This is a genomic window from Ruegeria sp. CG11, assembly GCF_056537245.1.
The window spans coordinates 78592-91782 of the sequence record NZ_JBQFRE010000006.1; the positions used below are offsets into that span (position 1 = coordinate 78592).

Sequence of the window (13191 nt, forward strand, 5' to 3'; positions counted from 1 at the left end):
AAGGAGGCTCTCATGGCCGAGATTACTGACGCGGGCAGCGATTGGTCCGCGGGGACAGGCGCGCTTGCCACCGATGAAATCTGGCAGTGCCAGGAAGGGACTGTTCGCCTGACCACAGAAGGCAACCCCGGCACCAAGGATGGTATCATTCTTTCCAGCTTGAATCGCGACGCGTTGCGGATCAGTGCAGGTATGAGCGTCAAATACAAGCTGCTCAGTGGCGACGAAGCCCATATCACACGGACGGCTGTCTGATGCGTCTCGTCGGTGAGAGTTCCGCAATTTGGCGCGGCGGGCTGGGTCTTGGGGGTGAGAATGTAGCTTCATCGCCGAGCGCCGGCCCGACCATCACTGCCCCCGGCTCCATTGACGTCAGCACGTTCAAAATCGGGACGACGCAGACGATCACTGCGGGTACGGCAACGGCGTCAGGCGGCGGAGCAATCTCCTATGAGTTCCGGCACCTAGCCAATGGTGAGGTCAAAAGCATTTCCGCTGCCTATGCACACGTCGCAGCAGACGATACCGAGGAGGGCCTTGCGCAATGGCGCGCTGTCGAGACAGGCGGAACCAGCTTACCGGCAACCGCTTGGCAGACGGTAGCCAGTGGAACAATCACCTACACCGCCCCCGTGAATACAGTGGCCCCGGCAGTCTCCGGCAATACCGGGCTTGGGGATGTTCTGAGCGTCAGCCAAGGTACATGGACGGGAAGTGATATCTCTTTCACCTATCAGTGGAAACGTGACACCGTAGACATTAGCAACGCGACAGATCCGTTCTATACCATCACAGCTGCGGATGATAATGCCTCCATGACATGTGAAGTGACGGCCACCAACTCGGGTGGGTCCGCATCGGAGCTATCCAACGCAATTACCGTTGATAACTTTGCCATCCCATCTATCACCGGCGTTCCAACTATTTCGGGGGCAGAGACAGTTGGAAGCGTCCTTACAGCCACTGCTGCAAGCACTTCCGGCAATCCTGCACCCTCGCGAACATGGCAGTGGGAACGGAATGGTGCGCCAATATCCGGGGCTACAAACAGCACCTACACTCTTGTGGGGGCTGATGCGGGTGAGACTCTCACGGTGGTTCAGACAGAAACGAACGGCATTGGCTCTGACAGTGCGGAAAGCGTTGCAACTGGTGTTATCACTGGCACAGATACAACCGCCCCGGCATACCAATCGTCTACGGTTTCCGGTGACAGGTTGTCTGTCATTCTGACCTATGACGAAACCCTAGATGGTGCTCACGTCCCTGATCCGGGTGATTTCACAATTTCCCAGACAGGGTGGAGTGGGTCAATCACCGGCGTGTCTGTATCCGGAGCCCAAGTCACCCTGAGTCTAAGCACGGCCCTGTTGGCGGAAGCAGGGGCCACAACGCCGCTTGGCGATGTTGATATTTCGGGTGTCACAACCTCAACCGCTCTGCAGGCCATCATCGATGATCCCCAGTATGACAACAGCGATTATAACGACACTCTGACCAAGTGGGCGGCACAGGTCGTTACATCTGGTTTGGCCGCTGATTTTGGCGGTTCCGCACAATATGACCTGACCGGCTACACGAACCGGAAATCGCTCATTGATGACGATGGATGGACCATCACGGACGGCGGTGTAGATCCTTCTGCACTTGGCTCAGAATTGGCAACCAACGGAGACTTTGCGACAGGTGACTTGACCGGATGGTCCGATGCCGGCGGAACTGCGGCGGTTGTTAGTAATCAAGTAACCCTAACCGGTATGAGCGGCGCTAACCGCCTTAACTCCGATACGGCGTTCACAGTTGGGAGCTACTACAACGTAGAATTTGAAATCATCTCATCCTCGGGCGGGTCCGTGCGCCCCTATAGCGGAGCGCTTAACGGGGCAAACGAGAGCGCGCCGGGTGTGTACAACAGTGTTGTTGGGCCTCTTACGAGCGCAACAATCGGCTTCCGGAATGCCTCGGGAGCCTTTACCGGAACGCTCGACAATATCTCGATTAAAGAGCTGACCTGATGGCTGTTGTCTATTCCAGCGATCTTGGTTGGACTGCCGGACAGGACGTGTCTGCGGTGTTTCCCGCTCAGATCGCCGCAATGTCACCCGGTGATGTGCTTGTGCTGGATCACATGTACGAAATCACCGGGAGCGACATTGTCTTTCCGAGCAACTTCACCCTGGCCGGTGGCGCGACAGGGGCGGGGTTGGATGTCACCGACTCCGGGACAAACAGCGGAACCCTGATAACGCTTGGAGATAGCAATACACTGCTCGACCTGACTATTCAGCACAGCAACGCCCCAATAACTGTGGTGGGGTCTGCAAACGCGACGTCCGGAATTGATTATCACGCCAAGAACACGATCATTACTGATGGCGGCAAAAATATTACTCTGAAAAATTGTTACTTTGAGGGAAATGTTGCCATCCCTGTCGATATTAGAGGGGGTGACAATCTCCTTATAGAGGACTGCACGTTTGACGGAGGATATTATTCCAATCGCTGGTTAGGTCTGGTGACCAACCCCACGGTTCGCAGATGTGTCTATGTCAACTCAAGAGGGGACGGCATCAAGACCGGGGCGGGCGACAACGGCGATGGCACCCGCAACGCCAGGGTAGAGGGGTCGGTGTTTTTCTACTCTCTGCGAGACGGAATAGATACCACCGGGGGGTTTACGGATTCCACAATCGACCAGTGCTACTTCCGGCAGAACTTCACCGCCTTGGACATAAAGGAAATTCTGAACTCATCGGATGACCTGGTCCGGGTCAAGAACGACAACATTTCGATCACAAACTGTGAGTTTCTGAAACAAGGCAACAACATTGTTGTCACAACCTTGGATAATGGAGGATTTCTCACAACATCCAACGCAGCAGACCACGTCGCTCAAAACATCAATGTTGAAGATAGCATTTTCGAGAACCAGGGCGACACCAACAACGCCGCGTTCCTCGTGAAGGACAGCTACAACGTACACTGGAACAATATCCAGCTACTTGGCCCGTATAACCCGAATGTCGCCAAGCTGAGGTCTGATTATAACTTCGGTATGCCGCAAGATATTAATGGGACCAATGTCACATTTGGCGACCCGAGAACAGAACTTCCAGACAGCCATTACTATGCCCTCGCAGGGCATGACCACTCAACCTTGACATATGGAGAAGGAGCAGGAGCCGTGGCAAATCCCACCGTCACTGTAAGTTACACACCGTCTGCAACGCAGTCCAAGAGACTACAGGATGCAGCCGGAAATGAGGCGGCGACGCTGACCAACCAGACTGTGACGGATAACTAAGCGGGTTGCGCCCCTGCACCTGATCACGCCGTATCGGTCGCGTGACGTTCCTCAATCTGGACGTCGTCTTCCGCATCGGAAGATGCAAACTGCCAAATGACCACTGACATCACTCAATCCGCCGAACAAAAGGCAAATAATGATTCCAGGTATTGTAAGTGGCCCACCGACCAAGGCTCCCAATAGACAGGATAGTATTATTGCAATCATGAGTTTGCTGATGTCGGGAGCGTACGACCGTAGGCAGTTGGAAATGCAGTCAAGTATTCGCTTGATACCGCCAGATTGGCCTTTCACCGGTTCAGTTGGGAGAATTCCAATGCCTGACCGAACTGCACCTACTACCAAGAAGAAAACCATAAGTGCACGTAAGTGATCCTCTTCGGCCCAGACAAACAGAGAACCCCAAATTGTAGCTATGATCCCTAGTAAGACACCACCAGCAATATCGTCGTAAATCCTTCCGCGTCTATCCATATCAATATCCTGAATGTTTGTCTAAAATCGGCTGAACATAGTCAATTATACCAATTATTTACTGGTTTGACTATCTGACCCTAAAAGGCGCGGGGGCTGATTTCACGTTTGTCGATATGGAAGGCGTGGGTTTTACCAGGCGGCGATGAAAAACCAAAAACTGACCGGCTTTTCGCTGTCCGTTGCAGGCCGGCTAACCGCACTGACAATCGTCGCCATTCCCAATCGCGGCGACGAATGTTGACAGGGCTTGTGTCAGTAAGGGTTTACTTACAAGTCAGTCGTCAGAAAGATCGACCTTGCGAGTAAACTTCTTAGGAAGTTCTCTTCTAACGGGTTCATCTTCGGTCGAGAGATCAACTCGGCGGGTGCCTTTGATGAGTTTGTCGGCGTCTTCCTTCGCTCGCATCGCTTTGGCTAATCCGCCCAACTCGCGGCGTCGGTTTTCGACCGGTTTGGTTAGGTCCAAAGCGGTTTCATCACTAGAAGCTTGCAATGCGAGTGAAACAGACATCGACATTTGCATTAGTGAGTTGATGTATGCGGCTTTTCGCTGACTGTCCTTTTCGCGACGAAGATCAAACATAATACCTTCAACGGTCAGGGTTAGTGCTTCAAGTAGCGAGTGGCTTAACGATCCTTCTGCTTCCTTGGATCGCATGTGACTCAAAGCGCTAGTCATCTTTTGATAGGCGATTTCAATGTCGTCATCGATGGCGGGGAAGTGCTGCTCAAGGGCATCAATAATCTCTGCGTTCATCGAGCGATTATTATTGTCGGCAGCCTTTTTGATCCTGTCACGCATACCGTCGGGTAGGCGGAGCGGAAACTGATCAGATCCTCTGCCGGGTTTTGATTCTGCCATGTGGGTCCCTTTTTTATATCACTGTAATTTTTTTGGTTGACCGTCAATTAAATCACCGTAATATAAATCACAGTGATGTAGTCAAAATGGAGGCAAAATGGAAAGCGTCATTCAAACCCGAGCGGGTGAAGGCGTGAAGCAATATCCACTTCGTTTGCCCGTCGATCTGAGCCAAGCGCTCAAAGACATGGCGAAAGAGCGCGGTCAAAGCATGAACACACTTATTGTGTCGATGCTGAGCAAGGAAGTGGGGGAACCGCCAGAGGAAATGGAAAATGAGACCTGAGAAAAACGAAGGGCCACGCAGTTTGGCGACCCGTGACCCTTCAGAAAGCCATACCAAGTTAGTAAGGACTTATCAGCGATGAACATACCACCCAAAGTTGGAGCTTTCAACTTTCGAGTGAAATTCCAAGAAACAGCAAACATCAACCGGGCTCCGATTGCTCGTCCTTGCAACGTCGTCTTTGAGCGGAGGGCTGCATGATGGACCGGAGAGTATTTGTCACCGCAAGCGCGGTCGCGCTGACCGGGGCAGGGGCCATGCAGGTGCTTCCCAAAACTGCCGATCCGCACCCTGTCTTGTTTCGGGAGTGGGTCACGGTACGCGACCGGATCAACGGCACATCGCTTGATGAAGATGACCCGCTCTGGGCGCGTCTTTACGAATTGGAGCACGCACTAATCGAAACACCGGTGACAACGGTGGCTGGGCTGTTGGCAAGTCTCAAGTTTGCGGTCGCTGAAGGCTTCGATTTGGGTGAGCCCGATGGAAACAGAACCACGGACAGGTGCTTCACTGACAGTTTGATTGCCAATGTCGAGGCACTGGAAGGGGAGTTTGCTGTATGACAATGCTGAACATCAGCCAGATCAAGAGGGACGGGGCGATGCAGCCCCGTGCCGAGTTGTCCCGCGATGTTGTCGCTGAGTACGCTGAAGGCATGCTGAAAGGCGCTGACTTCCCGCCAGTCGACGTGTTTCACGATGGCAAGGAATACTGGCTTGCGGATGGGTATCACCGCGTCGCTGCTGCCAGTAAGACCCAACAGCGCCAGATCAAAGTCACGGTTCACAAAGGAACTCGGCGCGACGCGATCTTGTACTCGGTAGCGGCCAATTCTGATCACGGCTATCGGCGCACGAATGAAGACAAGCGTCGGGCAGTTGAGCGGCTACTAAAAGACCAAGAATGGGCAAAGTGGTCCAATCGCGAAATCGCAAGACAATGCAAGGTGTCAGCTTCGTTCGTTGACAATCTCAGGGCTTCTATCTGCCCACAAAAGGCAGATAACTCTGAACGCACCGTCATCCGAGGCGGCACGACCTACACGCAAAACACGGCCAATATCGGCCAAGCGAAGCAAGAAGTTACTCAACCGGCCCCAATGACAGCCCAGGAATCTGAGCCTGAAACGCACACTGTTTCGGCCGGTCTTCAAGAACCAGAAAGCCCGGCGATAGCCAGTGAAATGCGAAAGCTCCGCAAGGCAGCCGAACACTTGGACGCAGCGAAGAGGCTTTCCGAGGAAGTGGATTCACTACCCCCGGCCAAGCCGTTGACATCCGACCAGAGGAGAAACATCGCGGCCGATGTCGGAACGGTTGAGGATCGCTCTCTCTTTGGGACTGTTGTCGAGGTGGCAGAGGAATTGGCTGGGCTGCCGTCACCAGACTACGTGGTTCGACGCACTCCGCCCGCCATGTACCGAACCACCGACGTGTCAGAATTTCGGGTCGCGGCCAAATGGTTGGCCGAGTTTGTCGATCGCTGGGAACTGAGGGGTTTGGAAAATGACGCAACTAAGTGACCTCGTGAACAAAACAGTTACCGAAGCCTTGAAATCATCCGACGGGTTCTGTTCCCGGCAGGCTGCGTCTGACTTATGGTGGGAACTTGACGATGAAATGCAGGCCACGTGCGGAATCGCTGAACTTGCCCGGAAGATGCACGCCGCCGCAAAAAGAATCGGGCGCGAGGCGATTGAAAAGCTATCATCGTCTCAAGCGGAATTGCCGTTTCAGATCGATGGCGCGGTCGCGATCGATATAGAAGCCAGTTCTATTCGTCTGACTTCATCGCTGACAGAAGTCGAGTTCAGGCGCGCAATTGAGATACGCCAGAAACAGATCAAGGATGACACGGCGTCGTTGCGTGAGTGGAAACAGGCGGGACGGCTGATGGCTCCGTTCTGGCGCAAGAACCCTGATTGGACATTCGGCCAGTGTTACCAGGCTTACACGCTTGAAAACTCGGACGGAGGGCAGGCGTCATGAGCAACTAGTGCCACACGGCAGCCCTCCGGAACGGTTTCAAACAGCCGCAAGAACCCGGAGCAGGTTTAATGACGTCCGACTTTTACCCGCCCGGCCCATGTGGCCGGGCTTTTTCTTTTTTCGGGTTCGAACAAGCCAGCAGGTCCAAACCATTGTGTCATTGTGGCGCACACCTGAAATGAAGCGTAGCGCTGTCGTTGATCGGGTGCGAGAGCTTGTTGGGGCAAAAGTGCCGGACCACTGGGTTCGGGACCAGGTGATTAAAGCGACCGGTTTAGCCGCAAGAAAAACGAAATAGGAAAGCAAATTGTTCAAAAACATTAAATTGAAGTCATGGCCAGACTACGTCTTGGCAGTTTGCGGAACATCAATTGTCACCATGGTTGGCATTGATCAGCTAGCCAAGGAGCCATTGTCAGCCTCAATCCTATTCGTTGTGATCGGTGGTTTTATTGTCGGCGTTGCTGGCAAAATAGCAGTCTACCGGGTTCGCGATCCAGAACTCGGTGGAAATGTTTGGAGGGACGAGTGGAGGCGTAGTAAGACAGTTGATGCGGTCGCGTTTCTCGGGGCGGCAATTACAGGATTTGGATTGTTCAGCGCTGCACTACCGTTGATGCAGTAGCTCTTTCGAGGGGCCGAAAGGTGCTTTTGATAGAATCCAAGTTGCCGAAAGACTTGATATACAAAGTCGGGTGCTACGCGCAAATTTGTGCGCACATAGAGCACGCGCTGTGGCTTTACTATATTGATGAGCAGCAAGTTCGTGAAAACGATACTGATCAGGCAGACCACTTGATGAGTCTACGCTTGGAGATTTCTAGTCTTCTTAAGAAGCTTGAGAGACACGCAAAAAAAACTAAAGGAAAGTTGCCGAGCGCGGAGATCAACCTACTAGCGAGGATTGTTGGTGAGGTGAGGGAAGGTCTTCCTATCCGTAATCGGATTATTCATGGAGCGCTAATTTCAGATCTCAACGGCGATATTCGATTGCTGGGGCATTGGCGTGAGCGACCTAGGAGAAATCTGTATAGAATGCTCAAGGAACCCGTCACCAACGAGGAAATTGATGAGCCTCTGAGGGTCGCCAATGCAATCCACAATAGAGTTCTGGAATTGTTGCAAATGGCTGCGGATCGGCGAGCCAAAACTGTAGACGACAAATAGGAGTAATTTAAAATGCAAAAAATGCCTGAGGAAACTCCGCCTCTGTGGTACAGGAGATCGCCAAAAGAACTAACTGCAGCAATGATTTCCCACTTAAAGTTCGAGATCACTGTGGCAGGTGCCCCGATTGTGGTGTTTTCATTTGGTCAGGCTATATATGCGGATGACTTTTCAGATGCAGGAATTTACTGGGCGTCGATTTTCCTTATCCTATCCATGGTTTTGAATTACTTAGTGATATCAACAGCAATGCAGGCTCAACGTGCGGTCATGTTGTACGACGCGTTGGATGACAAGACTGATTTTGAGGATGTTGAGATATTGCCGTTGGCCCACCCGGTTGTTGGTTTTCTTGCGAAAAGCGCCAGTGCGTTGCTAACGCTTGGATATCTAATTCTCGGTTATGCCCTGCTGTTTTAAAAGTTCACAATAAGGAGCAGGCAGCTCTTGCGGGTGCCAAGCTCACAATAAGGGCGGGATCTGATGGAACTTTTATTGCTCTTAGTTTTCTGCGTTTTCATCGGAAACTTGATCGGCAAGGTGCTAACGTGGTGGGTGAATCGCAAGCTGGATCAACGTGCAGAACGTAGGGCAAACGGTCAACAATAAGGAGGCGACGTCCGCTATGCGGACAAAGCTGACTTTCAGGTTTTCCTGTCGCTGTTAAAACCTATTCTGGTACAACCTCGATCAAATAACGCACGTTTTGAAGAGTATTTTGACCGCCGTCCCATTTTGAAATAGCCAAAATTGACAAGTCGTAGGTGCCGACCGGAAGAGGTTTAAGCATGAACCAATAGCCATCAGTTGCGGATGGATAATAACTTGGCGGATTGTACTCACTGGGAATTCGGGCAAGAATATCAAAGCAATCTGACGATCCAACAAGATGCAATGCAGGATGTGGAAATGGCTTCCCGTTTAGTTTGACTTCGATAACGTCACTCGAAACTGGCTCAAAATCTACCCCCTCCTTAGCCTCGTCACAACTCTGTTTAACACCGGGAGGCGTCCAACCGATGTTGTTTATGACTGTAAAGAAAAGGCTTCTCCCAAAAGGTACCTGACACTTCCGTTCAATGAGTTCGCCGGGTTCGGCATCGGCAAGAAACCAGACTTCTCCTGATTGCATAGCAGCACAGTGTATTCCGGTGGGATCAAGTCTCGGGTTCTGTATCTTCGGAATACTATAAAACCACTGCCACCAACGGTTTGCCAAATCTGGCATATCGGCTTCATCTGGTTTTACAAAATAGTCCTGAGGATCGAAGCCGTCTTTCGATGCAGCGGGTAAAGCTATCAGAAGAATAAAGCAGGAAATTGCTACCCTTATTGATACCCCGGCTCTCACACATTTTAAGCCCATTTTCGCTCCAATCGAAAGCAGTCTCTGTGTGTGCATCTATAGACTATCGAGTGTTCCTCACAACTTGGAAAACCCTCAGGTTCAGATTGTTACTTTGGGCTCAAAACAGACATTCGAAGCTCAACAATAGGGAGACGTCGTTTACCGTCTATTAACCAAGCCGCCGTCATTGTCGTTCGGCACAGGAACGCGATGGGTGCGATGATGAAAAGTCAGATATTGGACCAACTGAAAGAGGTAATAGGCCGGGACAAAAAGAGGTTCGGCAAGTTGGTCAAATACGACGGGCAGAACGGCTTTTCAGAGGACGCGATGCAAGGGCTTAAGGATCTGGAAGCACGAACGCCACCACCTGAGGCAATCACCGAACCGGCTCACGCGCCCGGTTATGTTTACCGAGACCGACTGTCGCCAAAGAACGCAGCAGGGGGCGGCTTGGTCAAGGGCGATGACGGGGCAAAACGCCCGCACTATTGGGGCCACCGTGAGCGATTGCGGCAACGGTTCCTGAAAGGCGGTCATGACCCGATGCCCGAATATGAACTGCTGGAACTCCTTCTGTTCAACGCAATTCCGAGGATAGACGTCAAACCGCTGGCCAAACGGCTTCTGGCGGAGTTCGGTGACCTGAATGGAGTCATTGCGGCCTCCAAGCATCGGATACTGAAGGTGGAAGGGGCAAACGACTGGGTCTACTACCATCTTCGGGTTGTCGAAGCCTTCGGGCACCGGATGGCGCAAGCCCAAGTGATGAAGCGGGATGTTGTGTCGTCATGGGAAGCCCTGGTGACCTACTGCCGTACTGCAATGGCCCATCGTGAAATTGAGCAGTTCCGCGTTTTGTATCTCGACCGTAAGAATGTTCTGATTGCTGACGAGGAACAATCCAAGGGGACGGTTGACCACGTGCCAGTGTATCCTCGCGAGGTTGTCAAACGGGCACTGGAGCTGAACGCGAGCTCGCTGATCCTGGTTCACAATCACCCGTCAGGTGATCCGACCCCTAGCAACTCGGACATACTCATGACCGAACGTATTCAGGATGCCTGCAACACCATGGGCATTCTGATCCATGACCACGTGATCATTGGGAAGAAGGAGGAATACTCCTTCAGCTCTCATGGGTTGCTAACGAGAGTTTAGCCGCATACCTCAATAGCGAGCCCTTCTATTTGAGAGTTTCCCTGTTTGATGAAGTACCTTGTTGCCGCCGCTACCCTTTTTCTGGCCACCTCTGCCGCTGCTGGCTCCCTTCATGTCCGAGACGCTGACACCATCGTTGTTGATGGCACACCTGTTCGCCTGAACGGCATCGATGCCCCCGAGTTGGACACACGATCCGGTCAGGATGCAAAGCGCTGGATGGTGAACTACCTCCGGGGAAAATCCATCTCCTGTGAACTGAACGGTGAGCGCACTTATGACCGCTGGGTGGGGGTGTGCTACGCCGATGGTGAAGACGTAGGAGCGGCCGTTATCGCCGCTGGGCACGCTTTGGATTGCGCTAGGTACTCCGGTGGCCGGTACAGGCATTTGGAGACCCCAGCGGCCAAATCTCGGCTGCAGCGGGCTAGGTATTGTAGGTGAGATATGAAGCCAGCTATTTGCCAATCCTATGAGCGCTATATGGCAAAGATTGAGGTTGAACTTGCCGCCTGTACGGACGAAGAACGTCGCGCGGTGTTGCAGCGTGATATGGAAATAGAACGCGCGCTGCTGGCAAGGCTAGATCAACAATAGGACGCATATTTTGAGAAGTGTATATTTGGTTGCGGTTTCGGCATTAGTGCTTGGAGCCTGTACTGAACGTCAATCCGAACCAATTGTGACGGGTTTTAATGGGCATTCCGTAGAGGTTTATGTTGCCGGAAATGCAAGCTTCCCACCTGCGGAAATCGTCGCAAAGGCCCGAGAGACTTGCGCATTAGCCGGTAAAGAGTCGCGTTACCAATCGACCTCCCTAAAATGGGGAACCGATGCTTTTAAGCAAGATGAAACTCATCTGTTCATTTGCCAGTGAGTTTCACGCATAGGAGCGCTTGCCGCTTCCCCTTGTGTGCCTCATATCTGAGGCATGACATGGCCATCCGAATCCCGTTTGATCTCCACTAGGAACTTGAGGCCTGCCGGGTCGATAACTGGCAGACCGCATTGCGTGCCTGGGCGAAACGCCACGGGCTGAAACTCAAGATCCAGTGGTGGCGGCAGCTTGAGATAAAGATCGCTGACCTTCACCGCAAAGCCGCAGGACCATTGGGCCGCCATCAAGGAATGGCTGGAACGCCACGAAGTGCCAGCGCCTGTGAATTTGCCAGCGTGGCCAGAGCAAGATTCGGTGAGGTATTGAGCGCCTAGCCAGCCCCGCGTATCGGAACCACCTTAGCCTCGGTCCCGGTAACGTAGTCCGCCCACTTTTGCATCAGGACACGGCGTCGGTCGAGGAAGTCAGACCGGGCATAGCTGCGCTCCACCTTTCCCCCAACGATATGAGCCAACGCGGTTTCGGCCACGTCATACTGAAAATCAGTGGCTTCCTGCACCCATGTCCTGAAGCTGGTTCTGAGCCCGTGTGGTGTTCCGGTTGGGTCAATTTTTTTGAACACCTTGTTTATCGACACCTCAGAAATTCCGCTCACGGCTCTACCGCCGGGGAACAGGAACGACCCGCGCCGCCATTCTTCTGCGGTCCGAACGATTTCCAGCGCCGCTGAGGACAGAGGGACACGGAAGTCTTGTACCTCCCCTTCTTTGCCCTTCATGCGCTCTGCTGGCACCGTCCACACGTCATCATCTATCTCATCAAATCGAGCGCCACGGACACCGGCGGAACGAACAACCGTCAGAATCTTGAAGCGCAGGCAGAGGTGAGATGAGTCTGTCCGGTTCAGCGCCTGATAGATCCTCGGGATGTCACGCCAATCAGACGCGGGCGTTTTCACCGCTTGATGCCTGACTTCCCCAAGCATGTGCTTTGCCATGTCCACGACAAACGGGTCACACTCTACGCCAGAGAATCGCATGTGCTGGAAAATGATCTTGGTTCTCTGCAGTGCTTTCTCTGCTGTGGGGTGCTTGGAGCGCCATATGGGCATCAGGGCAGCGTGTATGTCTGCCTGATGAATCTGGGACATTCTCAGGTGTCCGATTTTGGGCTTCATGTAGAGAGTGATCGGGCTCATCCATCGCCCTGACGCACCATCCTGCCGCAAGCCAGACTTCTTTGCTTCAAAAGCAATGTCTGCGGCCTCAGAGAAGATCGGGTCCATGCGGGTTGAATTGAGGCGCTCCTCCTCTGCTTGGCGGTCCCGAACCGCGATAGGATCTTCGCCGGATTGGAGAACAGCAGCCCATTCGTCACGCGCCGCTCTGGCGTCAGCAAGGGAAGTGGAGGGATATGGACCCAAGCCCATCTCGCGGCTCTTACCCTGGAACTTGAAGCGGTATATCCAGCGCCCTTTGTCCGGCCCTCGTTTGAGAAGATACAGCCCCGCGCCGTCAAATAATTTGCCATCGCCTTTTTTGACTTCGATGGCTGTCAGCTTGCTCCTTGCCATATCTGGCCCCCACTCTGGCCCCCACTTTGAGCGTCGCTTCAATCGGATGGCAGCGGACGGAAGGGGACAATTTCTTTTCAAAGTGCCCGAAAAACAAAGCGCTAGTAAATAGTAAATGACAGCAGAAAACAGGTGGCTAGTGCGCTCCACCCGCACCATTCACTCATTGAAGAACTGATTG

The 13191-nt window shown here is 52.8% G+C and carries 15 protein-coding genes; 12 read left to right on the top strand and 3 right to left on the bottom strand.

Annotated features, from left to right (window positions below; all coding sequences use genetic code 11):
- Positions 1-12 precede the first annotated feature (12 nt).
- Genes ACR0KW_RS14910 through ACR0KW_RS14920 form a run of 3 tightly spaced genes read left to right on the top strand, consistent with a single transcriptional unit; the run spans position 13 to position 3304 of the window.
- Positions 13-255 carry a hypothetical protein gene (locus tag ACR0KW_RS14910; protein ID WP_480805695.1) on the top strand — a complete coding sequence of 81 codons (243 nt, stop codon included), beginning with the start codon at positions 13-15 and terminating at the stop codon, positions 253-255.
- Entirely contained in the window at positions 255-2015 is a 1761-nt protein-coding gene (locus ACR0KW_RS14915) for a SwmB domain-containing protein (protein ID WP_480805696.1), read from the top strand. The genes ACR0KW_RS14910 and ACR0KW_RS14915 overlap by 1 nt, the downstream gene beginning before the upstream one ends.
- Positions 2015-3304 (top strand): right-handed parallel beta-helix repeat-containing protein, encoded by a 1290-nt coding sequence (locus tag ACR0KW_RS14920; protein WP_480805697.1) that lies wholly within the window; start codon positions 2015-2017, stop codon positions 3302-3304. Before ACR0KW_RS14915 ends, ACR0KW_RS14920 begins: the two co-directional genes overlap by 1 nt.
- 754 nt (positions 3305-4058) lie before the next feature.
- Here ACR0KW_RS14920 and ACR0KW_RS14925 read toward each other — a convergent pair.
- Positions 4059-4646 (bottom strand): Arc family DNA-binding protein, encoded by a 588-nt coding sequence (locus tag ACR0KW_RS14925; protein ID WP_480805698.1) that lies wholly within the window; start codon positions 4644-4646, stop codon positions 4059-4061.
- A gap of 97 nt (positions 4647-4743) precedes the next feature.
- On the opposite strand from ACR0KW_RS14925, the gene ACR0KW_RS14930 reads away from it, so the two are divergent.
- The 7 genes from ACR0KW_RS14930 to ACR0KW_RS14960 all read left to right on the top strand — a co-directional run bounded on the left by ACR0KW_RS14930 (position 4744) and on the right by ACR0KW_RS14960 (position 8510).
- Positions 4744-4932, top strand: coding sequence for a hypothetical protein (locus tag ACR0KW_RS14930; RefSeq protein ID WP_480805699.1), 189 nt, complete (start codon positions 4744-4746; stop codon positions 4930-4932).
- Positions 4933-5129: 197 nt separating this feature from the next.
- Positions 5130-5498, top strand: a complete 369-nt coding sequence (locus ACR0KW_RS14935; protein ID WP_480805700.1) for a hypothetical protein — start codon at positions 5130-5132, stop codon at positions 5496-5498.
- Positions 5495-6457, top strand: a complete 963-nt coding sequence (locus tag ACR0KW_RS14940; protein WP_480805701.1) for a ParB/RepB/Spo0J family partition protein — start codon at positions 5495-5497, stop codon at positions 6455-6457. The genes ACR0KW_RS14935 and ACR0KW_RS14940 overlap by 4 nt, the downstream gene beginning before the upstream one ends.
- A complete protein-coding gene (locus tag ACR0KW_RS14945; RefSeq protein WP_480805702.1) occupies positions 6441-6923 on the top strand; it encodes a hypothetical protein in 483 nt (160 codons plus the stop codon). The genes ACR0KW_RS14940 and ACR0KW_RS14945 overlap by 17 nt, the downstream gene beginning before the upstream one ends.
- A 307-nt stretch (positions 6924-7230) precedes the next feature.
- Complete coding sequence (locus ACR0KW_RS14950; RefSeq protein ID WP_480805703.1) at positions 7231-7548, top strand: hypothetical protein; 318 nt, start codon at positions 7231-7233, stop codon at positions 7546-7548.
- Between the two features lie 20 nt (positions 7549-7568).
- Positions 7569-8090 (top strand): hypothetical protein, encoded by a 522-nt coding sequence (locus ACR0KW_RS14955; RefSeq protein ID WP_480805704.1) that lies wholly within the window; start codon positions 7569-7571, stop codon positions 8088-8090.
- A gap of 12 nt (positions 8091-8102) precedes the next feature.
- On the top strand, positions 8103-8510 hold the full coding sequence (locus tag ACR0KW_RS14960; protein ID WP_480805705.1) for a hypothetical protein: 408 nt from the start codon (positions 8103-8105) through the stop codon (positions 8508-8510).
- Between the two features lie 250 nt (positions 8511-8760).
- Here ACR0KW_RS14960 and ACR0KW_RS14965 read toward each other — a convergent pair whose 3' ends face one another.
- Positions 8761-9456, bottom strand: coding sequence for a hypothetical protein (locus tag ACR0KW_RS14965; RefSeq protein ID WP_480805706.1), 696 nt, complete (start codon positions 9454-9456; stop codon positions 8761-8763).
- A 201-nt stretch (positions 9457-9657) separates the two neighbouring features.
- Here ACR0KW_RS14965 and radC point away from each other — a divergent pair, with 201 nt between their 5' ends.
- Together radC and ACR0KW_RS14975 are read left to right on the top strand one after the other, a co-directional pair.
- Positions 9658-10599 (top strand): RadC family protein, encoded by a 942-nt coding sequence (gene radC, locus ACR0KW_RS14970; RefSeq protein ID WP_480805707.1) that lies wholly within the window; start codon positions 9658-9660, stop codon positions 10597-10599.
- Positions 10600-10647: 48 nt separating this feature from the next.
- Positions 10648-11043, top strand: a complete 396-nt coding sequence (locus ACR0KW_RS14975) for a thermonuclease family protein (protein WP_480805708.1) — start codon at positions 10648-10650, stop codon at positions 11041-11043.
- 764 nt (positions 11044-11807) lie between these two features.
- On the opposite strand, the gene ACR0KW_RS14980 is transcribed toward ACR0KW_RS14975, so the two are convergent.
- Positions 11808-13010, bottom strand: a complete 1203-nt coding sequence (locus tag ACR0KW_RS14980) for a tyrosine-type recombinase/integrase (protein WP_480805709.1) — start codon at positions 13008-13010, stop codon at positions 11808-11810.
- Between the last annotated feature and the right edge of the window lie 181 nt (positions 13011-13191).